General features: G+C 69.9%; 21 protein-coding genes. 18 read left to right on the top strand and 3 right to left on the bottom strand.

Going from position 1 to position 23,453, the window contains the following annotated elements; translation table 11 throughout:
• Nucleotides 1-8 precede the first annotated feature (8 nt).
• The 5 genes from V7E05_RS01520 to glmM all read left to right on the top strand — a co-directional run bounded on the left by V7E05_RS01520 (nt 9) and on the right by glmM (nt 5,365).
• The gene (locus tag V7E05_RS01520) at nt 9-962 is read left to right on the top strand and encodes an NADPH:quinone oxidoreductase family protein (protein WP_333617916.1); all 954 of its coding nucleotides are present in this window, start codon (nt 9-11) and stop codon (nt 960-962) included.
• 81 nt (nt 963-1,043) lie between these two features.
• The gene (locus V7E05_RS01515) at nt 1,044-2,399 is read left to right on the top strand and encodes an MFS transporter (RefSeq protein ID WP_333617915.1); all 1,356 of its coding nucleotides are present in this window, start codon (nt 1,044-1,046) and stop codon (nt 2,397-2,399) included.
• A 242-nt stretch (nt 2,400-2,641) separates the two neighbouring features.
• The gene (rplM, locus tag V7E05_RS01510) at nt 2,642-3,085 is read left to right on the top strand and encodes a 50S ribosomal protein L13 (RefSeq protein ID WP_333617914.1); all 444 of its coding nucleotides are present in this window, start codon (nt 2,642-2,644) and stop codon (nt 3,083-3,085) included.
• The gene (rpsI, locus tag V7E05_RS01505) at nt 3,082-3,612 is read left to right on the top strand and encodes a 30S ribosomal protein S9 (RefSeq protein WP_333617913.1); all 531 of its coding nucleotides are present in this window, start codon (nt 3,082-3,084) and stop codon (nt 3,610-3,612) included. The genes rplM and rpsI overlap by 4 nt, the downstream gene beginning before the upstream one ends.
• A gap of 334 nt (nt 3,613-3,946) precedes the next feature.
• Nucleotides 3,947-5,365 (top strand): phosphoglucosamine mutase, encoded by a 1,419-nt coding sequence (gene glmM, locus V7E05_RS01500; RefSeq protein WP_333617912.1) that lies wholly within the window; start codon nt 3,947-3,949, stop codon nt 5,363-5,365.
• A 270-nt stretch (nt 5,366-5,635) separates the two neighbouring features.
• On the opposite strand, the gene V7E05_RS01495 is transcribed toward glmM, so the two are convergent.
• Entirely contained in the window at nt 5,636-6,517 is an 882-nt protein-coding gene (locus tag V7E05_RS01495) for a poly(ethylene terephthalate) hydrolase family protein (protein ID WP_333617911.1), read from the bottom strand.
• A gap of 213 nt (nt 6,518-6,730) precedes the next feature.
• Between V7E05_RS01495 and glmS the strand changes: the two genes are divergently transcribed.
• The 8 genes from glmS to tsaD are packed head-to-tail and all read left to right on the top strand — an operon-like array spanning nt 6,731 to nt 16,161.
• Nucleotides 6,731-8,584, top strand: coding sequence for a glutamine--fructose-6-phosphate transaminase (isomerizing) (glmS, locus tag V7E05_RS01490; protein ID WP_333617910.1), 1,854 nt, complete (start codon nt 6,731-6,733; stop codon nt 8,582-8,584).
• 28 nt (nt 8,585-8,612) lie between these two features.
• Nucleotides 8,613-10,346: a bifunctional ADP-dependent NAD(P)H-hydrate dehydratase/NAD(P)H-hydrate epimerase gene (locus tag V7E05_RS01485; protein WP_333617909.1), complete on the top strand. Its 1,734-nt coding sequence runs from the start codon at nt 8,613-8,615 to the stop codon at nt 10,344-10,346.
• Between the two features lie 6 nt (nt 10,347-10,352).
• Complete coding sequence (alr, locus tag V7E05_RS01480; RefSeq protein WP_333617908.1) at nt 10,353-11,630, top strand: alanine racemase; 1,278 nt, start codon at nt 10,353-10,355, stop codon at nt 11,628-11,630.
• 6 nt (nt 11,631-11,636) lie between these two features.
• Nucleotides 11,637-13,115, top strand: a complete 1,479-nt coding sequence (locus V7E05_RS01475) for an alpha/beta fold hydrolase (RefSeq protein ID WP_333617907.1) — start codon at nt 11,637-11,639, stop codon at nt 13,113-13,115.
• Nucleotides 13,112-13,705 carry a tRNA (adenosine(37)-N6)-threonylcarbamoyltransferase complex ATPase subunit type 1 TsaE gene (gene tsaE, locus V7E05_RS01470; protein ID WP_333617906.1) on the top strand — a complete coding sequence of 198 codons (594 nt, stop codon included), beginning with the start codon at nt 13,112-13,114 and terminating at the stop codon, nt 13,703-13,705. Before V7E05_RS01475 ends, tsaE begins: the two co-directional genes overlap by 4 nt.
• A gap of 11 nt (nt 13,706-13,716) precedes the next feature.
• On the top strand, nt 13,717-14,451 hold the full coding sequence (gene tsaB, locus V7E05_RS01465; protein WP_333617905.1) for a tRNA (adenosine(37)-N6)-threonylcarbamoyltransferase complex dimerization subunit type 1 TsaB: 735 nt from the start codon (nt 13,717-13,719) through the stop codon (nt 14,449-14,451).
• Nucleotides 14,441-15,052: a GNAT family N-acetyltransferase gene (locus tag V7E05_RS01460; protein ID WP_333617904.1), complete on the top strand. Its 612-nt coding sequence runs from the start codon at nt 14,441-14,443 to the stop codon at nt 15,050-15,052. The genes tsaB and V7E05_RS01460 overlap by 11 nt, the downstream gene beginning before the upstream one ends.
• Nucleotides 15,049-16,161, top strand: coding sequence for a tRNA (adenosine(37)-N6)-threonylcarbamoyltransferase complex transferase subunit TsaD (gene tsaD, locus V7E05_RS01455; protein WP_333617903.1), 1,113 nt, complete (start codon nt 15,049-15,051; stop codon nt 16,159-16,161). Before V7E05_RS01460 ends, tsaD begins: the two co-directional genes overlap by 4 nt.
• A 29-nt stretch (nt 16,162-16,190) precedes the next feature.
• Here the strand turns inward: tsaD and V7E05_RS01450 are convergent, their stop codons facing one another.
• Nucleotides 16,191-16,667, bottom strand: a complete 477-nt coding sequence (locus V7E05_RS01450; RefSeq protein WP_333617902.1) for a DUF4190 domain-containing protein — start codon at nt 16,665-16,667, stop codon at nt 16,191-16,193.
• A gap of 253 nt (nt 16,668-16,920) precedes the next feature.
• Here V7E05_RS01450 and groES point away from each other — a divergent pair, with 253 nt between their 5' ends.
• The 4 genes from groES to V7E05_RS01430 all read left to right on the top strand — a co-directional run bounded on the left by groES (nt 16,921) and on the right by V7E05_RS01430 (nt 21,045).
• Nucleotides 16,921-17,208, top strand: coding sequence for a co-chaperone GroES (groES, locus tag V7E05_RS01445; RefSeq protein ID WP_333617901.1), 288 nt, complete (start codon nt 16,921-16,923; stop codon nt 17,206-17,208).
• Nucleotides 17,209-17,359: 151 nt separating this feature from the next.
• Entirely contained in the window at nt 17,360-18,985 is a 1,626-nt protein-coding gene (gene groL, locus V7E05_RS01440) for a chaperonin GroEL (protein WP_333617900.1), read from the top strand.
• Nucleotides 18,986-19,393: 408 nt separating this feature from the next.
• Nucleotides 19,394-19,975 (top strand): sigma-70 family RNA polymerase sigma factor, encoded by a 582-nt coding sequence (locus V7E05_RS01435; RefSeq protein WP_333617899.1) that lies wholly within the window; start codon nt 19,394-19,396, stop codon nt 19,973-19,975.
• A complete protein-coding gene (locus V7E05_RS01430) occupies nt 19,966-21,045 on the top strand; it encodes a hypothetical protein (protein ID WP_333617898.1) in 1,080 nt (359 codons plus the stop codon). Before V7E05_RS01435 ends, V7E05_RS01430 begins: the two co-directional genes overlap by 10 nt.
• 106 nt (nt 21,046-21,151) lie before the next feature.
• Here the strand turns inward: V7E05_RS01430 and V7E05_RS01425 are convergent, their stop codons facing one another.
• Nucleotides 21,152-21,574, bottom strand: coding sequence for a DUF5319 family protein (locus tag V7E05_RS01425; protein WP_333617897.1), 423 nt, complete (start codon nt 21,572-21,574; stop codon nt 21,152-21,154).
• Between the two features lie 224 nt (nt 21,575-21,798).
• Between V7E05_RS01425 and guaB the strand changes: the two genes are divergently transcribed.
• The gene (gene guaB / locus V7E05_RS01420; protein ID WP_333617896.1) at nt 21,799-23,307 is read left to right on the top strand and encodes an IMP dehydrogenase; all 1,509 of its coding nucleotides are present in this window, start codon (nt 21,799-21,801) and stop codon (nt 23,305-23,307) included.
• The last annotated feature ends 146 nt before the right edge of the window (nt 23,308-23,453 follow it).

Here is a 23,453-nt window from a genome sequence, read left to right as displayed (position 1 = left end):
AGGCCGACATGCGCGCAGTGCAGATCACCACCCTCGACGGCCCCGAGCACGTAGAGATCGGCGACATCCCCGAGCCCGCGGCAGAAGGCAAGGTCCTCATCGCCGTCGAAGCCGCCGGAGTCGCCTTCCCCGACCTCCTCCAGACCCGCGGGCTCTACCAGATCAAGCCCGAGCTGCCGTTCGTACCGGGAGCCGAGGTCGCGGGCACCGTGGTCAGCGCGCCGGAGGGGAGCGGCTTCGTCGCAGGCGACCGCGTAGGCGCGCTGTGCGGAATAGGCGGCTTCGCCGAGAAGGTCCTCGCCGATCCGGACCTCACCTTCCGTCTGCCCGATTCCTACGAGGCCGTCGAGGGCGCCGCCTTCGCCTTCAACTACTGCACCGCATACTTCGCGCTCGTCGAGCGCGGCCGCCTCGCCGAGGGCGAGACGGTCCTCGTCCAGGGCGCGGCCGGCGGCGTGGGCACCGCGGCGATCCAGGTGGCCAAGGCCTTCGGCGCCGGCAAGGTTATCGCCGTGGTCTCCACGGAGGAGAAGGCCGCGGTCGCGCGGGCGGCAGGCGCCGACGAGACGGTCCCCGCCGACGGCTTCCTCGACGCCGTGGGGAAGGGGAGCATCGACATCGTGGTCGATCCCGTCGGCGGCGACCGGTTCACCGACTCCCTCCGCACGCTCCGCGAGGATGGGCGGATCCTGGTCATCGGGTTCACTGCGGGCGACATCCCCACGGTCAAGGTCAACCGCCTCCTCCTCAACAACATCTCCGCAGTGGGAGTGGGCTGGGGCGCCTACGCGCTGTCTCGTCCGGGCCACGTGCTGTCGGAGATCGAGGCGATGCGCCCGCACATGGAGAGCGGAGCCCTCCGGCCCGTCATCCACGAGACCTATCCCCTCGAGCGTGCGGCCGAGGCTCTCGGGGTGCTCGAGACGCGGACCGTGCGGGGCAAGGTGCTGATCGCGCCGTAGCCTCCGCGCCGCGAGCGCTTGGCGCCCCGGGGGGTAACGTGCTTCCTTCGGGCAAGGACGAGCGGAGAACGGGGAGCGGATATGGCGATGGCGTCGGCGGAACGGCAGGCGCTGTACGCGTCGGCGAGGCGCAAGGCGATTTGGCGGCTCATGCCGCTGCTGCTCCTCGCGTACTTCATCGCCAACATCAACCGCACCAACGTCGGGATCGCCAAGCAGAGCCTCGGGATCCACGCGGGCCTCGACGCCGCGGCGTACGGGCTCGGCGCCGGCTTGTTCTTCGTGACCTACGCGATCTTCGAGATCCCCAGCAACATGGTGCTGCGCAGGGTCGGCGCGCGGATCTGGATCGCGCGCATCGGCGTCTCGTGGGGCGTGCTGTCCATCGCGCTCATGTTCACCACGGGGCCGGTGTATTTCTACGTCTTCCGGATGCTCCTCGGCGCGGCCGAGGCGGGGATCTTCCCGGCGATCCTTTACCTCATCTCCCGCTGGTTCACCCAGGAGGACCGCGGCAAGATGGCCGGGGTCGTGCTCGCCACGGCCGCGTTGTCCTCGGTGCTCGCCTCCCCGCTCGGCGGGGCGCTGCTCCGGCTCGACGGCTTCGCCGGCCTCCACGGCTTCCAGCTCCTCTTCCTCGTCGAGGGGATCCCGGCGATCGCCGTGGGCATTCTCGTGTTCTTCCTCCTGCCCGACGGCCCCGAGGACGCGCGGTGGCTCACCGAGGGCGAGCGCGAGACGGTGCTCGGCATCGAGGGATCGAAGCAGAGCGACGACGATCCCGACACCCTCCGCGGCGTCCTCGCCCGCGCGCTGGCCTCCCCGCTGCTCCTCGTCGCGGCACTCGTCTACGCGCTCAACATGCTCGCCGCGTACGGGATCATCTTCTTCACCCCGTCGATCATCTTCGCGATGGGCGTGGAGAACACCTTCCACGTCGGTCTGCTCGCGGCCATCGTGAGCGTCGGCTCCGCCTTGGGTCTCCTCCTCGTCCCGCGTCTCATTCGGTCGAGGGAGGGGGCAGGTACGGTTCCCGGCAACGAGATCCGCCTCGCCGCGTGGACGATCGCGGGCATCCTGCTCACCTCGGCGCTCTTCCTCCTCTCCGACTCCGGGCTCGGCCTCCCCGCGAACCACGGCCTGCAGATCGGGATCCTCGCGATGATCATGTTCTTCGTCTCCGCGTTCCAGCCGCTGCTGTGGTCGGCGCTCATGTCGCGGCTCGCGGGCGCGGTCGCGGCCACGGGCCTCGCGTTCGTCAGCATGTTCGGACAGATCGGCTCCTTCGTCGGCCCGTTCGCCTTCGGCCGGGTCGAGCAAACGACCGGCGATGCGAACGCGTCGGTGTGGCTCATCCTCGCGGCGACCGTCGGTGCCGGCGCGCTCCTGCCGGTACTCGCCCGCAGGCTCCGCGCCGATTGGCGCGCTTCTTCCTGACGGCGGACGTGCCCCTCCTCCCGGCGGTCCCGGCCTCCGGCGTCATGGGCAGGGGAGAAGCGGTTTGGACTCCGGCCCCGGCGGCCGTAAGATCGAATATCGGTGTTTTCTTACCGCCCGTGGCCGCAAGGTCGAGGGCGGACTCGCGCGGGTCACAACCGGCCGCCGCGCGGGGCATGGGGGCGCCGCCCGGTCCGCCGGGTCCTGGCCGGCAGTCCACGACAAGTAAGGGAAGTTTCCTTATGTCTACGTACGCCCCGAAGTCGGGAGACGTGGAGCGCGCCTGGTACGTCATCGACGCCACTGATGTGGTGCTCGGTCGACTCGCCGTGCAGGCCGCCGCTCTCCTGCGAGGCAAGCACAAGCCGCAGTTCGCGCCGAACGCCGATACCGGCGATTTCGTCGTGATCATCAACGCCGACAAGGTCGCGATCTCCTCGACCAAGCGCGATCGCGTCGTCCACTACCGCCACTCGGGTTTCCCCGGCGGCATCAAGTCCGAGAAGCTCGGCCGGGCCATGGATACCCGCCCCGACCGCGTCGTGGAGAAGGCCATCAAGGGCATGCTCCCGTCCAACAAGCTCGGTCGCTCAATGGCGTCCAAGCTCAAGGTGTACGCAGGTGCCGAGCACCCGCACGCCGCTCAGAAGCCGCAGCCGTTCGAGATCAAGCAGGTGGCCCAGTGACCGACGAGAACATCAACCCCGAGAACGTAACCGAGGATCCGATCGAGGACGTCGTCGCCGAGGTCGCGGAGGATTCGTACACCGAGGAGATCCTGCCGGACTCCGATTTCGGTGACGTCGCTCCGGCCGCCCCTGTGCTCGATGGCCCGGCGCAGGCTGTCGGCCGCCGCAAGGAAGCCATCGTCCGCGTGCGCCTCGTGCCCGGCACCGGCGAGTTCACGCTCAACGGCCGCACCCTCGAGGACTACTTCCCGAACAAGGTGCACCAGCAGCTCGTCAAGTCGCCGCTCGTGCTCACCGAGCGCGAGGAGCAGTTCGACGTCGTCGCGCTGCTCCGTGGCGGCGGCCCGTCCGGCCAGGCCGGCGCCCTCCGCCTCGCGATCGCCCGTGCGATCACCGCCTACAGCCCGGACGATCGTCCGTCGCTGAAGAAGGCGGGCTTCCTCACGCGTGACGCGCGTGCGGTCGAGCGCAAGAAGGCCGGCCTCAAGAAGGCCCGCAAGGCCCCGCAGTACTCGAAGCGCTGATCGGCGCTTCCTCTCGGGCCGTTCCGGCTGCCGCTCCTCGAGCGCATCCTGGCGACCCACCGCAGGCGCCCGCCCTCACCGGCGGGCGCCTGCGCGCATTTGACCACTTTGCGCTTCGCGACTCCCGGATTTCTAGTCGGGAATCGCTGGCGTGCCAGCGCATTCTTCGCCCTCGCACGGATTAGAATCGCAGAGAATTCCGGCCCGCCCCGCGCGCGGCGCCGTGCCCAGGTCCTTCGGCCTGCACGCGCCCAATGCTGCGGCGCGCCCGGCCGGCACTCCGACCGCGAGCCGATCGCGGTCGGTGGATCACACTCGGGAGGACCCTCCACTCATGGCTCGACTCTTCGGAACCGACGGCGTCCGCGGGCTCGCCAACAAGACGCTCCGCGCGGACCTCGCGCTCTCGCTCGGCGCTGCGGCGGCGTCCGTGCTCGCTTTCGATCCCGGCGCCGACACGGCGCGCGGATCGGGCGCGGCAGGCGGATCGGGCGCGGCGCGTGGCGAGAATGCGCAAGGGGAGAGGGCGCACGGCGACAGGCCGCTCGCCGTGGTCGGCGTCGACCCGCGCGTCTCGGGGGAGATGCTCTCCTCGGCCCTCGCCGCCGGTCTCGCCTCGCAAGGCGTCGACGTCCTGCTGGTCGGCCAGATCCCGACTCCGGCTGTGGCCTTCCTGACGGCGCACCACGATGCCGCCCTCGGGGCCATGATCTCCGCCTCCCATAACCCGATGCCCGACAACGGGATCAAGTTCTTCGCCGCCGGCGGACGCAAGCTCTCCGACGAGCTCGAGGACCGCATCGAGGCCGCGCTCGAGACGTCGATCACCGGCCCCACGGGCAACCGGATCGGGCGGATCTCCGCGGTCTCGCGCGAGGAGTCGGTCAAGCCGTACGTCGAGCACCTGCTCGCATCCGTGCCGAACCCGCTGGCCGGAATCAAGGTGGTCGTCGACTGCGCACACGGCGCTGCATTCGAGGCCGCTCCGGCCGCGTACCGCGGCGCGGGCGCGGAGGTCGTGGCGATCAACGCCGATCCTGATGGCTACAACATCAACGAGGGCGTCGGCTCGACGCACATCGAGGGCCTGCAGAAGGCCGTTGTCGAGCACGGTGCCGATATCGGCCTCGCGCACGACGGCGATGCCGACCGCTGCCTCGCGGTCGACGCGTCGGGAAGGGTCGTCGGCGGCGACGAGATCATGGCGATCCTCGCGCTCGGGCTCTCGGAGGCCGGCAAGCTCAAGGACGACACGCTCGTCGCCACCGTGATGAGCAACCTCGGTCTCCGCATGGGCCTCGAGAAGCACGGCATCTCGATCGTCACCACCAAGGTCGGCGACCGGTACGTCCTCGAGGAGCTCGACCGCAGTGGGCGCTCGCTCGGCGGAGAGCAGTCCGGGCACGTGGTGCTTCCGGACTTCGCCACGACCGGCGACGGCACGCTGACCGGCCTCTTCCTCATGGCGCGGATGGCCGAGACGAAAAAGTCCCTCGCCGAGCTCGCCGAGGTCATGCAGATCCTGCCTCAGGTGCTCATCAACGTGCCGGTGCAGGACAAGGCAAAGGTTTCGGTGTCCGAGTCGGTGACCTCGGCCGTCGCGAGCGAAGAAGCCGCCCTCGCCGGCGCGGGGCGCGTGCTGTTGCGGCCGTCGGGGACGGAGCAGGTCGTGCGGGTCATGGTCGAGGCCGAGACCGAGGAGATCGCCCGTCGCAGCGCCGAGCGCCTCGCGGAGGTCGTCGGCGCGGTGTAGCTGCCGTGGCTCGGTGCCGCGTTTGCACGAAGATCCGCACGTTTGAACGACGAAATTCCGCGTTCGCACGAGGTTGCGCACGATTGGACGACCTTGGGAGGTCGTGCAAACACGCACATCATCGTGCAAACCTGCGGGGCGCCGTCAATTGCCGGCGGCCGGAAAATGCTTCTGCACGGAGAAACGTCCCTTTGCACACCCTCCTAACGGCGTACAAAGGGACGTTTCTCCGTGCAAAGGCGGGAGCGCCGTTGGGGCGCCGCCGCTAAATCAGCGCTTCAGCGCAGCGACCGCAGCACTCTGCCAGAACGGCTGCTTCTTGAGCTCCTTGGCGAGCGCCTTTTGCTCTTCCTTCTCGATCAGCTCGTCATCGACCAGCGTGGTCCCGGGGATGGCGGCATCCGCCGAAGCGAACACGGCGTATTCCTCGTCACCGGCGAGTTCGGAGAGCAGGAACCCGGTCGCGAGGCTGCGCACGAGCTGCTGCGTCTTGCGATCCCCACCGGCGAGGCCGACCTTGCGCAGCAGCGCGGAGCGCTCGACCAGGCCGTTCTCGTCGACGTCCGCCCGGCGCAGGATGCACGGGCCATTCCAGATCTGGGAGAGCGACTCCGCCTCGTGGTCCTCGTCGCCCTTTTCGGCGCTGATCACGAGACCCGGCGCGGAGATCAGCGAGGCGCGGCCGATGGTTCCGGCCGAGGCGGCCTTGGGGAACGCGGCGACCACGGCGGAGATGTCGGTGCGGTATGAGGCGAGGGCCGTGGCCGCGGTGGCGCCGAGACCGTGCCCGAACAGGCCGATCGATCGGGGATCGGCGCGGAGCTTCCCATGGCCGAGATCGGCGAACACCGCTGCCTCGATGGAGTCGGAAATGGCGTCGATGTACTTGTTCTGGCTGGAGAAGATTCCCGAGCCGGCATCGGTCGCGGCGGCGATAAAGCCCCAAGAAGCGAGGTGCTTGAGCGTGTCCTCGTAGTAGCGGCTCGACTTGGTCCAGTCGTGTGCGAAAGCGACGAGGGGAGCCTTTCCGGCCTTGATCCGGGGCACGTAGATGCGTCCGGAGACCCCGGTGAATCCGAGATCGCCGAAGTCGACATCGTGCGGTCCGCGCCGGCCGAGCTTGCCAATGAGTTTCTTCGCCTTGTTCGCCACCACAATAGGTTAACGTGTGCTCGCCGTCGCGGCTTGGCCGCGCGCCGATCCCCACCGCCCAGCGCGCGGGTCCCCGGCGCGCCCCGGCGCGCCGCTCTCCGTCGTGCTTCTGCGCGCCGATCCTCGACGCCACATGCCCCGATCCCGCCGGCCTCCCCGCCGCTCCGCTGCCCACGTGGGTTCTGCGCCCCTCCTTCTATAGACTGCGTGACTATGTGCGGAATCGTGGGATATGTGGGCAACCGCTCGGCGAAAGACGTCCTCATCGGGGGGCTTCGCCGTCTTGAATATCGCGGGTACGACTCGGCGGGTATCGCCGTGGTCGATGCCGACGGGACTCTCGAATGGCAGAAGCGCGAGGGCAAGCTCGCCAACCTCGAAGAGGCGCTGGCACAGGCGGACCTGCCGTTCGCCGGCGGAACGGGCATCGGGCACACGCGCTGGGCCACGCACGGTCGCCCGAGCGATAGGAACGCGCACCCCCAGGTGTCCGGGGACGTCGCCGTCGTCCACAACGGCATCATCGAGAACTTCGCCCCGCTGCGGGCCGAGCTCGAGGCGGAAGGCCGCGAGTTCACCTCGGACACGGACACCGAGGTCGTCGCGCAGCTCATCGACCGCGAGATCTCCGGCGCGCACAAGGGCGATTTCGCCGGAGCCTGCCGCGCCGTCTTCGCGCGCCTCGAAGGCGCATTCACCCTCGTCGTCGCCACCGCGGATGCCCCGGGCACGGTCATCGCCGGCCGCCGCAACACCCCGCTCGTGCTCGGGCGTGGCGAGGGCGAGATGTTCGTCGGTTCGGACGTCGCCGCCTTCATCGACTACACCAAGGAGGCCGTCGAGATCGGCCAGGACACCTTGGCCGTCATCACCGCCGAGGGCTGCGAGATCCTCCCGTTCGTCGAAGGCGCGGAGGCGGAGAGCCGCGAGTTCACCATCGACTGGGATCTCGAGGCCGCCGAGAAGGGCGGCTACGAGTACTTCATGCTCAAGGAGATCGCGGAGCAGCCCGAGGCCGTCGCGGATACCCTCCGCGGCCACCTCGTCGACGGCCGGATCGTCCTTGACGAGCAGCGCCTCTCGGACCAGGAGCTCCGCGATATCGACAAGGTTTTCATCGTCGCCTGCGGCTCCGCTTACCACTCGGGCCTCGTCGCGAAGTACGCCATCGAGCACTGGACCCGTATCCCCTGCGAGGTGGAGATCGCCTCGGAGTTCCGTTACCGCGATCCGGTCCTCGATCGCTCGACCCTTGTGGTCGCGATCTCCCAGTCCGGCGAGACCGCGGACACCCTCGAGGCCGTCCGCCACGCGAAGACCCAGAAGGCCCGGGTTCTCGCGGTGTGCAATACCAACGGCTCGCAGATCCCGCGCGAGGCGGATGCGGTGCTCTACACCCACGCGGGCCCGGAGATCGGCGTCGCCTCGACCAAGGCGTACCTGGCGCAGATCGCCGCGAACTACCTCGTCGGCCTGGCGCTCGCGCAGGCCCGCGGCACCAAGTTCCCGGACGAGGTGTCCGCGGAGTTCCACGCTCTAGAACAGATGCCGGAGCTCATCGGCGAGGTCGTGAAGGGCCTCGACCACGTGCGCGAGATCGCCCGAGAGCTCGCCGATTCCAAGTCCGTGCTGTTCCTCGGCCGCCACGTGGGATACCCCACGGCGCTAGAGGGCGCGCTCAAGCTCAAGGAGCTCGCGTACATGCACGCGGAGGGCTTCCCTGCGGGCGAGCTCAAGCACGGCCCCATCGCGCTCATCGAGGAGGGGCTGCCGGTCTTCGTCGTCATGCCGCCGCTGCACGGCCGCTCGCTGCTGCACTCGAAGCTCATCTCGAACATCCAAGAAATCAAGGCGCGCGGCGCCCGCACCATCGTCATCGCCGCGGAAGGCGACGAGGTGGTCAAGCCGTTCGCCGACTACCTCATCGAGATCCCCGAGACCACCACGCTGCTGCAGCCGCTGCTCTCGACCATCCCGTACCAGGCGTTCGCCGCCGAAGTCGCCGCCGCCCGCGGCTACGACGTCGACAAGCCGCGCAACCTCGCCAAGTCGGTCACGGTCGAATAGCAGCAGCACCAAGCGCCGAAGGGACACGATGACCCACCTCGCCGACCGCCTCGCATTCCCCGTCTCCGCGATCCGCGCGGCGGAGGCCCCGCTCATCTCAGCCGAACGGGGCACGTCGGCAAGCGGGTCGCCGGCCTCCGCCGACCGGCTCATGCGCCGCGCCGCGTGGGGCGTGGCGGATGTCGCGCGCACCGTTCTGCGCGCGCAGGAATTCCTGGATGACGCCGGAGGCCGCGTCTACGGGCACATCGCCTGCGCGCTGGTCGGGGCCGGCGACAACGGCGGCGATGCCCTCTACGCGTTGGCGGAGCTCGCGCGTTCTGGTCTGCAGGTCCACGCCGTGCTCCTCGCCCCGGACCGCGTGCACTCGCGCGCTCTCGCGGCGGCTCGGCGCCGGGGCGCCAGGGTCCATTCCCCGGGCGACGAGGCGGAGATCGAATCGCTCCTCTCTCGCCTCGACCCGGACATCGCGATCGACGGGATCGTCGGGCTCGGCGCGAGCGGCCCGCCGCGACCGCTCGCGGGCCACGCGGCCGGGGTGTTGGCGGCGCTCGGCACGCCCATCGTGTCCGTCGACGTCCCGTCGGGGATCGACCCGGACACGGGGCTCGTCCATCCGGGCGCGATCCGCCCCACCGCCACCGTGACCTTCGGGCTGTGGCGACGCGCGCACCTGCTCGCCTCGACGGACTGCGGCGCGCTCGAACTCGTGGACATCGGCATCCAGCAGCCCGGGGCCGGAAGCGGGGGAGCCGGTGCCGGCAAAAGGTCCGGCGCCAATGCGACTGCCGACCCCGACGCCGGCCTCGATCCCGATAGTTCCAGGGATAACGATGGCGCGGATGCCGGATCGGACGCTTCATCGAACGCCGGGGCGCTGGCGAGCCTGGGAACCCGTTCGGCCGGGGAGTTGTGGCCTGTGCCGGGAGAATCGGACAACAAATACTCCGGCGGAGTGGTCGCCGTGCGGGCCGGATCGGACAGGTACCCCGGCGCGGCCGTGCTGTCGAGCCACGCGGCCGTGCACGCCACGAGCGCCATGGTCCGCTACGTCGGCCCGTGCAGGCGCGAGGTGCTCGCAGAACGCCCGGAGATCGTCGCCTCCTCCGTCGTCACGAATACGGGCAGGTCCCAGGCCTGGGTCGCCGGGCCCGGCATGGGCGTGGGCGCGGAGTCGGCGCAGGAGCTCGAGTGGATTCTGTCCCGCGACCTGCCCACTGTGCTCGACGCCGACGCGCTCCGCGTGCTCGCCGAGCACCCCTCGGTGCTGCGGCGGCGGACGGCGCCGCTCGTGCTCACACCGCACGCCGGCGAGTTCGACGCGCTCGCGCAGACCTTCGCGCCGGAGGTCGCCGGGACGCTTGCCGGGGACCGCGCCGGGGCGGTGCGCGCTCTGGCCCGCGCGTTCGCAGGCAGGGGAGTGGACTCGGCGACGGTGCTGCTCAAGGGGCGGATCACGATCATCGACGACGGGCGCACCGCATACGCCCAGGACGCGGGGAGCTCGTGGGCCGCGACCCCAGGCTCGGGGGACGTGCTCTCCGGGATCGTCGGGGCGGTGCTCGCCGCTCAGGCGTCCTCGACGGGCGCCCTCGGTGCGGTCGGGGTGCCGCACGCAGTGGCCATGGCGCAGGTGGTCCACTCGGTCGCCGCGCGCCTCGCCGCGGAGGAATACGGCCGCCCCGGCGCGCCGATCGGTGCATCGGATCTGCTCGCGGCCGTGCCGGAAGCCATTGCGAGGGTACGTGAGGTGGCAGAATAGGCGGTTATGACCAGCTTCGTCCCGCTCTCCGCTGACACCTCACCGGTGCCGAGCGGCCCCGCGCGCGTCGATATCGACCTCGAGGCGATCGCCCACAACACGGAGATCCTGCTCCGCGCCGCGGGTGGCGCGGAGCTCATGGGCGTGGTCAAGGCCGATGCGTACGGGCACGGCGCCCCGGCGGTCGGGCGCGCGGTGCTCGATGCCGGTGGCTCGGCGCTCGGGGTCACGACCCTCGCCGAGGCGCTCGAGCTGCGGCAAGCGGGGATTTCGGCGCCCGTGCTCGCGTGGCTCTATTCGGCGGGCGACGACGTCTCGGGCGCCCTCCAAGCCGGAATCGACCTCGCCATCCCCAGCCCGCTCCACCTCGACGCGGTCCTGGCCGGCGTTCGGCGCAGCGGGCTCCGCGCGAAGGTGACCCCGAAGCTCGACACCGGGCTCGGCCGCTCGGGAGTGCTGCCGGCGCAGTGGCCGGAGTTCCTCGACCGCCTCGTTGCGGCGCAGCGCGACGGGCTCATCGAGGTCAGCGGGCTCATGGCGCATTTCGCGAACGCCGATTCCCCCGGGGACCCGATAATCGACACGCAGGTCGAGCGGCTTCACGAGGCGGTGGCGGAGGCCCGCGCGGCGGGTCTGGAGTGCGCCGTCAACCACCATTCCAACGCCGCGCGAACCCTGACCGAGGGGGCCGACGGTTTCGAGATGGTGCGCCCCGGCATCGCGCTGTACGGGCTCAGCCCCATCGAGGGCGAGGATTTCGGGCTCCGCCCGGCGATGACCTTCTCGGCGGAGATCCTCATGGTCAAGGACGTGCCCGCGGGCCAGGGGATCAGCTACGGGCACACATGGGTGGCGCCGCGCGATACCGTCGTCGCGCTCGTCGCCGCGGGATACGCCGACGGCGTGTGGCGGCTTCTTTCGAACAAGTTCTCCGTCGAGATCGGCGGGCGGCGCTATCCGCAGGTCGGGCGCGTGTGCATGGATCAGTTTATGGTCGATCTCGGTCCCAGGCAGCCGGATGGAAGCGTAACGGGCGGGGTCGCCGCAGGCGATAGAGCGGTGATGTTCGGCGACCCGCGGCGCGGAGCCCCGCACGCTGGTGAGTGGGCGGAGACCCTCGGCACCATCCACTACGAGGTGGTCTGTGCGGCTCGCGGGCGCGCGGCGCGCTATGTCCACTCCGGCCGGGCGCCGCATCCCATCGGAACCGGAACTGGAACCGGCGCAGGCGCCGCCACCGAGGATGCCACTGGCACCGATACCGCCACCGGCGGGGAAGGGTAGCCGTCGATGGTCATCAAGCCCGTTTCCGGTCGCCGCGAGCCCGAACGCGCAGACGACCGGAAGAACTCACAGGACCACGACGCCACCGAGCACCGAGACCATACCGACGGCCGCGCCGGAATCCCGGCCGGCGAACCGAGGGGAACCACTCCGATGACCTCACAGCTCGCCGCAAACGACCACCCGCGCGCAGACCGCAGGCTCATGCGGGTCGAGCCGAAATCCGGGCGCCTCTCGCTGCTCGAGCGCATGCGCGAGAACTCGCCGCAGCTGCCGCGAATGCCGATCCCGCGGGCCTTGCGCCCGCACCTCCCGCGCACGCAGATCGCGCGCGCCGAGGCAAACAGCTCCTCGCACCCGGTGATGAGCTCGGGGATGCTCGCGGGGGCCGGGGCGCTCGCGGTCTCCGCCGCCAGCCTCCTGCCGGGCCTCCTCCCGTTCCGCCCGTACGACCAGTGGGCCGGTGAGCACGTGTGGGATCTCGGCGCCGACCGGGGCGAGATCGTCGCCACTGCAGACGGCACCCCGCTCGCGGTCCGCGAGATCGGTCCGGAGAACGCCGAGCTCACCGTGATCTTCATCCACGGATTCACGCTCTCGATGGACTCGTTCCACTTCCAGGCCACGAAGCTCAAGGAAACCTACGGCCAGGACATCCGCATGGTCTTCTACGACCTGCGCGGACACGGGCTCTCGGGCCGGGCGACGAGCTCGAGCTACTCGATCCCGCAGCTCGCGCGCGATCTCCACGACGTCATCGACACGATCGCCCGGGACAAGCCCGTCGTCCTCGTCGGGCACTCGATGGGCGGCATGACCATCCTCAAGTTCGCCGAGCTGTTCCCCGAGGTCATCGAGAAGCAGGTCGTCGGCGTCGCCCTGCTCGCCACCGCCGCGAGCAACCTCGGCGACGCGGGCCTCGCCGCGATCGTCGACAACCCGCTGGTCTCCTCGGTGGCGTGGAGCGTCGAGCGGGCGCCGGGCGTCTTCCACTCTGGTCGGCGCGCGCTCGGGGCGGTCATCGAACCGCTGCTCAAGGCCGGATCTTTCGGGACGCCGTCGATGGCGGGCAAGACGCTCGTCGACCTCACCAACGACATGATCGGCTCGGCCGATGTCGAGGTCATGGCCGGCTTCCTCGAGACGCTGCTCAAGCACGACGCCGAAGGCGGATACGCGAACCTCCAGGACACGACCGTCGCCATCGTCTGCGGCGACGCGGACCTCATGACCCCCGTCAACCGCTCCGTCGAGATGTCGCGGGAGCTGCCGAACGCGCGCTTCGTGGTCGTCCCGGGGGCCGGGCACATGATCCAGCTCGAGGCGATGGACATCTGCAACGACGAGCTCGCGTGGGTCATCGACAACGCTTTCGCCTCCATCGGGGTGGAGAAGGAGCCGCGCAGCTCGGTGTGGGACCGGACCGCGAGCTCCCCGGACGAGGAGCGCTCGGAGGCCGGCGAAGAGCGCAAGAAGCGCTCGTGAGCGGGGTTCCCGAGAGCGAGGTCCCCGAGCGCGCTTTCCCCGAGAGCGGGTCCCGCGAGCTCGCCGACCTCGCCGCGACGCGCCGGCTCGGCGCCGAGCTCGGCGCGGTCCTCGGCGCGGGAGACGTCGTCGTGCTTTCCGGGCCGCTCGGGGCGGGGAAGACCTCGCTCACACAGGGCCTCGCCGAGGCGCTCGGCGTGCGCGGCCGGGTCACGTCCCCGACATTCCAGCTCGCCCGCCGTCATGCGCCGAACAGCCCGGGTGGGCCGGGGCTCGTGCACGTGGACGCCTACCGGCTGCGCGGGGAGGACCTCCCCGCCCATGACGGCGGAGCCGCCGATTCCGCCCCGGCCACCGCGAACGCCGACCCGCATGCCCTCGCCGACGAGCTCGAATCCCTGGACCTCGACGCGTTCCTCGACACCGATGTGGTGGTCGTCGAATGGGGGGAAGGGCTCGCCGAGGTCCTCGCGGAGTCGCCGTGGCTCGTGCGGCTCTCGCGTGACGACATCGCCGACACCCGCACGGCGCGGTGGGAGCGCCTCGTTCGCCGCGCGGACGGCTACCAGCAGCGCGGCCCGGGCGAGTAGCCTGTGACCCCGTGATCATAGTCGCCCTCGATACCGCCACGTCCGCCGTCACGAGCGGGGTGGTCGAGCTGCGCGACGCTGCGCCGGAGCGCCCCGTGGAGCTCGCGGCGACTTACACGCTCGATGCGCGGGCGCACGCCGAACTTCTCGCCCCGCAGGTGCTCGGCTGTCTCGCCGCGGCAGGGCTGTCCGCGGCCGATATCGACGCGGTGGTCGTGGGGCGCGGCCCCGGACCGTTTACGGGCCTGCGCGTGGGCATGGCCTTCGCCGCGGGCTACGCTGACGCGCTCGGCGTCCCGTGCCGCCACGTGCACACGCACGACGCCATCGCGCTCGGCGCGCGCTGGGAGCTGGGAGCCGGTGAAACGGACGCGCCGGCCCTTCTCGTGTGCACCGATGCGCGGCGCCGCGAGGCGTATTTCTCCCGGTATGACGCCGCAGGCCAGCGCATCGAAGGTCCGGCTGTGCGCGCTGCGGCTGAGATCGAGCCGCCGGCCGGGGGCGGCCGCGAGATCGCGCTCGGGGACCCCGTGCGCCTCGCCGAGCTCCCCGAGGGCTTCGACGTCCGCGACGACCTGCGCGCGTTTCCGCAGGTCGCGGCGCTCGCCGCCTGCGCCGCCCCGGCGCTGCTCTCCGGCGCCGAGCCCGAGCCGGGCGAACCGCTCTACCTACGCCGCCCCGACGCGGTCCCGCCGCGGCCGCAACAGATCTCGCCGGCGCTCACGGGACACGACGATGCCCGCTGATCCGCGCCCGAGCATCGAGGTCGAGATCGGCCCGTTCCGCACTTCCGACGCCGACCGGGCAGCCGAGCTCGAGCTGATCCTCTTCCCGCGTCAGGACCCGTGGTCGCGGCAGCAGTTCGTCGACACACTTTCGCAGCCCCACGTGCAGATGTGGGCGGCACGCACGGTGGCGACGACGGGGGAGCTGCCCGACGCCGCGCTAGCGGGCTTCGCAGTCCTCGCCGGTTTCGGGCCCGAGGGCGACCGCGAGTTCGAGGTCTTCGACATTGCGGTCGACCCCGACTACCAGGGGTTCGGGATCGGCCGGGCGCTGCTGCGCGCGATGCTTGCGGTGGCCGACGGGGAATCCGCGCCAGTCCACCTCGAGGTGGCCACGGGCAACGTCCCGGCGCGGACCCTCTACGAGGCGCACGGCTTCGTGGCCGTCGGCCTGCGCAGGAACTACTACAGGCCGAGTGGCGAGGACGCCTATGCGATGGTGCGCCCCGCCGTCATCCGGGATTCGGGGCTTGAGCCAGAGCCGGAATCGGGACCGGGGCCGGAGCGGAGCGAACGCTCGTCGGAAGTAGAGGCGGCACACGAGACGGAGGTAGGGCAATGAGCGGGAACGAGACCGGCCGAGAGGAGCATGCGGACCAGGCGGTCGTGCCCGCGGAGCCGCTGGGGCTCGGCGAGCCGCGGATCGTGCTTGGCATCGAGTCCTCGTGCGACGAGACCGGCGTCGCGGTCGCGCGCGTGCATCCGGGCGGCGAGGTCGAGCTCCTCGCCGACGCCGTGGCCTCCTCGATGGACGAGCACGCGCGCTTCGGCGGCGTTGTTCCGGAGATCGCCTCGCGCGCCCACCTCGAGGCGCTGGTCCCCACGGTGCGCAAGGCACTCGCCGACGCCGGCATCGAGCGGCCCGACGCCGTCGCCGCGACAATCGGCCCGGGCCTCGCCGGGGCGTTGCTCGTGGGCGTCGCGGGCGCGAAGGGCTACGCGGCGGCGTGGGGCGTGCCGTTCTATGCGATCAATCACCTCGTGGGCCACGTAGCCGTCGCGCAGTTCGACGGCGGCGAGCTGCCCCCGGCCGTCGCTCTGCTCGTCTCCGGCGGGCACACGCAGCTCCTCCACGTGCCCTCGGTGGCCGAGCCCTTCGTCGAGCTCGGTTCCACGGTCGACGACGCCGCGGGCGAGGCCTACGACAAGGTCGCCAGGCTCCTCGGCCTCGGCTATCCCGGCGGGCCCGTGGTCGACCGCGCCGCGCGCGACGGCGACCCCGCGGCGATCTCCTTCCCGCGGGGCATGACCGGCCCGCGCGACGCGCCCTTCGACTTCTCCTTCTCCGGACTCAAGACCGCGGTGGCGCGCTACCTCGAGAAGGCCGAGCGCGCTGGGGAGTCCGTGCGTCTCGTCGATGTCGCCGCGTCCTTCCAGGAGGCCGTCGCCGACGTCCTGACGGCAAAGGCCGTGCGCGCCTGCGAGCACACGGGCGCGAAGTGCCTCCTGGTCGGCGGGGGAGTCGCGGCCAACTCCCGGCTCCGCGAGCTTGCCGCCGAGCGCTGCGCCGCGAAGGGCATCGAGCTGCGTATCCCGCGGCCGCGGCTGTGTACGGATAACGGCGCGATGGTCGTGGCTGTCGCCGGCTCGATGATCGCCGACGGCCGAGTTCCTTCTTCGCTCGGCGCGGCGACCGACCCGGGGCTCGATGTGGGGGTCTCTCTCGTCTGACGGCGGAGGGCGACATCCCCGCCAGGCCGCTACTGGAACTGGACCCCTTGCACCGCGAACCACAGTCCTGCGAGGAGGCCGACGCCGACGACGAGCGCGAGCTCGAATACGAGGCCGAGGTAGCTGAGTACGAGCGCGGCGATTGCCAGCGAGCGGCCTGCCTGGTGCGTGCGCCGGATCGAGGACAGCGCGACGTGCCCCATGACGATCCCGGCGATGCACAGGCTGAAGGTGAGCGGCGGGAAGAAGATGAGCGAGAGCGTGCCGACGACGAGGTTGACGAGCGATACGGCGAGCGCGGCGACGGCGAGCCGGTTGGTCGCCCGGACCTCGTAAGGTCCGTACGGCGCGAAATAGGACGGCGGGACGGAGCTATCGGTGAACTCGGGGTAGTAGGGGGAACGAGTGCCGAAATACTGGTCGGACAATTGGTCCGATACCCGGCCCGTGGCCCGCGGCCACTCGGCATCAGCCGCCCGTTCGCGGTCCCTGTACGAGTTCCACACGCGTGCTCGACCTCCTAGCCGCCGGAAACCTGGGGACGAGTTCGTTATCCCGTCCGGGACGCGACCCTACTGCGGCGACCTGAGCTTTCTCTGATCGAGGTCGAAGAATCGAGAACCTTGTGCGTTGGCACTCTCGGGTATAGAGTGCCAATTGGCTCGAGGGCATCGGGACCGCCACCCGCGACGGCGATCCGCACGTGTTCCACGCGGGCCGAAACGTACTTACCGAACTTTACTCACCCAGGAGGATCCCGTGGCGATCAAGCCGCTTGAGGACAAGATTCTCGTCGAGGTCAGCGCTGCTGAGACCACGACTGCTTCCGGTCTCGTTATCCCGGACACCGCCAAGGAAAAGCCCCAGGAGGGCACCGTGGTCGCGGTCGGCCCCGGCCGGTTCGACGAAGAGGGCAAGCGCATCCCGGTGGATGTCGCCGAGGGCAACAAGGTCATCTTCTCGAAGTACGGGGGGACCGAGATCTCCTACGAGGGCAACGACTACCTCATCCTCTCCGCGCGCGACGTGCTCGCGGTCATCGACTAGTCGAGGTTCGCCGGCCGCCGCTTTACGCGCGGCCACAGGGCGAGGCCCCGGCGCTGCCGCTGTCACAGCGAGTCGCAGCGGCCGGGGCCTCGTCGTCTAGCTCCCAGGTAGTTCCCTGCAGAGACTCTCCCGCGAAGGAATCCAGAGAAATATGTCCAAGCTCATTGCTTTCGACGAAGAGGCGCGCACCGCGATGCTCTCCGGCGTCGATCAGCTCGCCGATACCGTCAAGGTCACCCTCGGCCCGCGTGGCCGGCACGTCGTGCTCGCCAAGGCCTTCGGCGGCCCGACCGTCACCAACGACGGCGTCTCCATCGCCCGCGAGATCGAGCTCGAGGAGCCGTTCGCCGACCTCGGCGCGCAGCTCGTCAAGTCCGTCGCCACCAAGACCAATGATATCGCCGGCGACGGCACCACCACCGCCACCGTGGTCGCCCAGGCGATCATCCGAGAGGGCCTGCGCAACGTCGCGGCCGGCGCCAACCCGCTCGCGCTCGGCAAGGGCATCGCCGCCGGCGCCGACGCGGTCGTCGAGTCGCTCAAGGCCGCCTCCACCCCGGTCTCCGGGACCGAGGGCGTCGCTCAGGTCGCCACCGTCTCGTCCCGCGATCCCGAGATCGGCGCCATGGTCGCCGAGGCCATGGACGCAGTGGGCACCGACGGCGTGGTCTCCATCGAGGAGTCGCAGTCGCTCTCCGACGAGGTCACGGTCTCCGAGGGCATCGCCTTCGACAAGGGCTTCCTCTCGCCCTACTTCATCACCGATGCCGAGGAGCAGAAGGCGATCTTCAACGACGCTCTCGTGCTCCTGCACCGCGAGAAGATCTCCTCGCTGCCCGATCTGCTCCCGATCCTCGAGAAGGCTGCCGAGGCGGGCAAGCCGCTCGTGATTATCGCCGAGGACATCGAGGGCGAGGCGCTGAGCACCCTCGTCGTCAACTCGATCCGCAAGACCCTCCGTGCCGTGGCCATCAAGGCGCCGTTCTTCGGCGACCGGCGCAAGGCGTTCATGGACGACCTCGCGGTCGTCACCGGCGCCCAGGTGGTCTCCCCGGACGTGGGCATGTCGCTGCGCGAGTCCGGCATCGAGGTGCTCGGCTCGGCCCGCCGTGTCACGGTCACGAAGGACGAGACCGTCATCGTCGACGGCGCCGGCTCGAAGGAGGCCGTCGAGGAGCGCGCCGCGCAGCTCAAGCGCCAGGTCGAGGACACGTCCTCCGACTGGGACCGCGAGAAGCTCACCGAGCGCATCGCCAAGCTCGCCGGCGGTGTCGCGGTGATCCACGTGGGCGCCGCGACCGAGGCGGAGATGACCGAGCGCAAGCTCCGCGTCGAGGACGCGGTCAACTCCGCGAAGGCCGCTGTGGCAGAGGGCGTCGTCGCCGGCGGCGGCTCCGCGCTGGTCCAGGCCGCCAAGGCCCTCGAGCCGCTCGAGGCGTCGTATGCCGGGGCCGATGAGGCTGCGGGCGTCCGCGTCCTGCGCAAGGCGCTCGAGGCCCCGCTGTTCTGGATCGCCTCGAACGCGGGCGAAGACGGTGCCGTGGTCGTCTCCAAGGTCTCCGAGATGCCTGCGGGCCAGGGCTTCAACGCCGCGACCCTCGAATACGGCGATCTCATCGCCCAGGGCGTCATCGACCCGGTCAAGGTCACCCACTCCGCCGTGGTCAATGCCGCTTCGGTGTCGCGGATGCTGCTCACCACGGAAACAGCGATCGTCGACAAGCCGGCCGAGCCCGAGGAGTCGGCTGCCGGTCACGGTCACGGGCACGCGCACTAGCCCCTGGAGGGCCCACAGGCGGCCCCGGCGCGATCCGAGCGATCGCGCCGGGGCCGCTTTCGCGTATCGGGATCCGGCGCAGCTTCGGATCCGGATGCGGCGAACGAACTCGGCGACGCGCCGAAATCGATTCGGTGTGCCGGTGCCGTCTCAGTGCGTATAGATAGTGCACATAGGTGTTTCTGGGCACCGTCTCGGCTTGGATCGAGGCGAGAACTGTTGCCCGTGGCCAACTGGGCGGTAACCTGGGAGCTCGGACCTGCGCCGTCGAAGCGCTGTGCGCGGATTCCGGGGAGTGGGAATTGGGCTCAACCGAACCGCGGCGGATACATCCTCGAATAAGTGCCGAGATGAGTGACTAGCAGGGGAAGGACGTGCTGCGACGTAACGTTCGCAACTTCTGAGGCGATGACACAAACAGCAGATGAGTTGGAACTCGCGGTGGCCTCCGCCATCAAGGGCGACAGGGCCGCCGCCTCGCGGGTGCTTGAGTTGATCAAGCCCGGTGTGGCTCGGTACTGCCGCTCAAGGGTGGGCATCGCCGACAAGGGCCTTCTCTCTGCTGATGATGTAACGCAAGAAGTACTGATCGCGGTGGTTTCTGCGATCCCGGGTTACAAGGATCAGGGCAAGCCGTTCATGGCGTTCGTCTACGGGATCGCTTCGCACAAGGTCGCAGATGCGCACCGGACGGCGGGGCGGAACAAGTCGGACCCCGTCGAGCATCTCCCCGAGACCCTCGCCGCTGGAGGCGGCCCGGAAGAAAGCGCGCTGGCGAATGATTCCAGCGCAGCTGTGACGCGTCTCCTCTCGGAACTCCCCGAGAAGTCCCGCGAGATCATCCGCTTGCGTGTCCTCGTCGGACTGTCTGCAGAAGAGACCGCAGAAGTCGTCGGTAGTACCCCTGGAGCAGTGCGGGTGGCCCAGCACCGGGCCATCAAGCAGCTGCGGCAGCGTATTGAGAAAGAAGGTGAAGGGCGATGGCGCTAGAACGCGACCGGTTCGAAGAGAACCGCGTCGACGGTCTCCTGTACGCCCTCGGGCGAGGGGAGCGGCCGGACGCCGCGGACTCGTCTGACGATGCGCTCGTCGGCATGCTCCTCGATTGGCGAGCGAGCACCGAGGCCACCCCCTTCCCTGCGGGACCGGGGGACGAGGCCATCGATGCCGCTCTCCGTTCGGGCGGCGACACGGCCCCCGAGCAGCCTGCGAGCATCGACGCGGCACGCGAGCGACGCCGCAAGCGCCGCGGCATGCGCAGCCTGAGCACGATCGCGGTCGGCGCGGCCTCCGTGGTCGCCATCGCGGTCGGCAGCGTGTCGGTAATGGCTTACAACGCCCAGCCCGGATCCCCGCTGTGGAACGCGAACCAATCTCTCTTCGGTGGGAACTCCGGCAAAGACAACAGCGTCGAGCTCGTCTCCGCGCTGGAGAAGGATCTCGCCGCGGCGAACGAGGCGCTACAGCGTGGGGACAACGCCGAGGCGAGCCGCCTCCTGCAGTCCGTTTCCGACCGTCTCGACGGCGTCGACTCGGCAGCGGACCGTGTCAACCTCATCCGCCTGCGCGACCAGATCCAGCGACAGCTCGATCGTGGAGAGTCGGGCTCGCGAAGCTCGGCCCCCGAGGCCACCGGCGGGAGTACTCCCGGCGAGAAGCCGCGCCTCGAGCCCGGCCAGACGGCGGCCCCGAGCAAGGAGCCGCAGATCAGCGAGCCGGCGCCGGCGGCGCCCTCGGCGATCCCCGGACAGGGCGAGAACCCGGACTCCTCGCTCGCACAGATCGCCCCGGTGCCGCCGCCGAGCCAGGCGCCGGCCGCGCCGAGCCCGAGCACCGATCCGGTGAGTCCCATCAGCCCCGATGATCTATCGGTGCTGCGCGCCCCGAGCCCCACCAGCGATGCCGGTGGCAACTCTGGGAACGACGAAGGCTCGCAGCCCACGTCCCGCGCCAAGTCGGGCGCGGATTCCGCACAGTCCCCGCGCTCGGGCTCGCCCGGCGAGACGGGCTCCGCGGATGGCGGCGGGGGAGCGGACCTCCGCAGCACGGACGGCAATTAGCAGCCGGCCGGCGATCTACCTCTAAACGAGAGAACGGGCGGGTGCTCACTGCGCACCGCCCGTTCTCTCGTCTGTGCTCCCGGCTGGCCGCCGGAACCCGTATTGGTCAGAACAGCCCGCGGCGGACGCGCCGGGGCGCCTCAAGGCCGTCGAGGAAGCCGAGGCAGTAGTCCCAGGTCACATAGTCGTCCGGGTTGGGATCCGCAGCCGGCTCGTGAGTGGGGATCGAGCCGTCTCCGAGCATCTGCTCCATGCGCTCGCGCAGGATGGACCAGTCGAAGTAGTGGATCTCCTGGCAGTCGACGCAGTCGACGACGATGCCGCGGATGCCGCGCGGGCCGAGCGCCGACTCGAACTCGGCGAGGTCCACGAGGTCCTGCTCGAGGAGCTCGCGCTCGCTATCGCTCAGCGGCTCGAACTCATCCTCGTCGAACACGCCCGAATCCGCGGTGACCTCGGCCATGAAATCATCGTCGAAAGGATCCGGCGGCATGCCGGGCGGCATAGGTGGATGGTTGCTGGAACTCACGCCCCCAAGTTACCCCTTTACTGGGCGAATAGGCACACTCGCGCCCGGATCGATTCGTGCGCTCTCGGCGATTTCCCCGGGCGAAATGCGAGATGGATGACGGCGGAGGTCGGCGCGCCCCTGGACGCGGCGCTCACGATATGCATTGGCACCGCGACGAGCACTAGGCTCGTGTGACCGGAAGGCGCGAGGCGAAAGGTCGAAATATGGGAGTCGATGGGACGATGGGCACGATTCGGACCGGGGGAGACGATCCCGGCAAGATCTCGATGATCGGACTGACCTTCGACGACGTTCTGCTCGTCCCTGCGGAGTCGGACGTCGTGCCGTCGGACGTGGATACGAGCACGAAGCTCACGCGCGAGATCTCGCTGCGTATTCCGATTCTTTCCTCGGCCATGGACACCGTGACCGAATCGCGGATGGCCATCGCCATGGCGCGCCAGGGCGGGATCGGCGTGCTCCACCGCAATCTCTCCGCTTCGGATCAGGCCACGCAGGTCGAGATCGTCAAGCGCTCGGAGGCCGGGATGGTCACCGATCCCGTCACCGCTTCGCCGTCGGACACCCTCGCGGAGGTCGACGCGAAGTGCGCCCGCTACCGCATTTCGGGGCTCCCGGTCGCCGATGAGAAGGGCAAGCTCGTCGGGATCATCACCAACCGCGACATGCGGTTCGAGATCGACCAGGAGCGCCGCGTCGAGGAGGTCATGACCACCTCGCCGCTCATCGTCGCGCAGGAGGGCGTCACGGCCGAGGCCGCGCTCGGGTTGCTGCGCCGCCACAAGATCGAGAAGCTCCCCATCGTCGATGGCGACGGCCGCCTCAAGGGCCTCATCACGGTCAAGGACTTCGCGAAGACGGACCAGTACCCGGACGCCACAAAGGACTCTGACGGCCGCCTCATGGTCGCCGCCGCTGTGGGCACCGGGCAGGACTCCTTCGAGCGTGCCGGCCTCCTCGCCGCCGCGGGCGTCGACGCGCTTGTCGTCGACACCGCCCACGCGCACAACTCCAACGCACTCGAGATGGTCTCGCGGATCAAGAAGGCCTTCCCCGATGTGCAGGTCATAGGAGGCAATCTCGCCACCCGCGACGCCGCGCAGGCGATGATCGACGCGGGCGCCGATGCCATCAAGGTCGGCATCGGGCCGGGCTCGATCTGCACCACCCGCGTGGTCGCGGGCGTCGGGGCGCCCCAGATCACCGCGCTCCTCGAGGCCTCCGCCGTCGCGAAGAAGGCCGGCGTGCCCGTCATCGCCGACGGAGGCATGCAGTACTCGGGCGATTTCGCCAAGGCCCTCGCGGCCGGCGCGTCCGTGGCCATGTTCGGCTCGCTCCTCGCCGGCACCCGCGAGGCGCCCGGCGACCTCATCCTCGTCGACGGCAAGCAGTACAAGACCTACCGCGGCATGGGCTCCATGGGTGCGATGAAGGGCCGGGCGGGCGAAAAGTCCTACTCCAAGGACCGCTACTTCCAGGACAACGTGCTCTCCGAGGAGAAGCTCGTCCCCGAGGGGATCGAGGGCCGCGTTCCGTTCCGTGGCGAGGTAAAGCAGGTCGTGCACCAGCTCGTCGGCGGCCTGCGCGCGGCGATGGGCTACACCGGCTCGCACACGGTCCCCGAGCTGCAGGACGCACAGTTCGTGCAGATCTCCCCGGCCGGCCTGCGCGAATCGCACCCGCACGCCATCCAGATCACCACCGAGGCGCCGAACTACCGGGCCCGCTAGTTCTTCTGGCCAGGCCTGATCCGGCCAGGTCCGTCATCCCGCAGAGCCACACGAGAATCACCGGAGGAAGTACATGCGCGACGTCGTCGAAATCGGTATCGGCCGTGAGGCCCGCCGCACCTACGGGCTCCAGGACGTCGACATCG

The organism is Dietzia sp. (assembly GCF_036741115.1).
Classification (GTDB): Bacteria; Actinomycetota; Actinomycetes; order Mycobacteriales; family Mycobacteriaceae; genus Dietzia.
The sequence above is the reverse complement of the archived record's forward strand: the minus strand, read 5'-3'. Positions and strand labels throughout refer to the sequence as shown.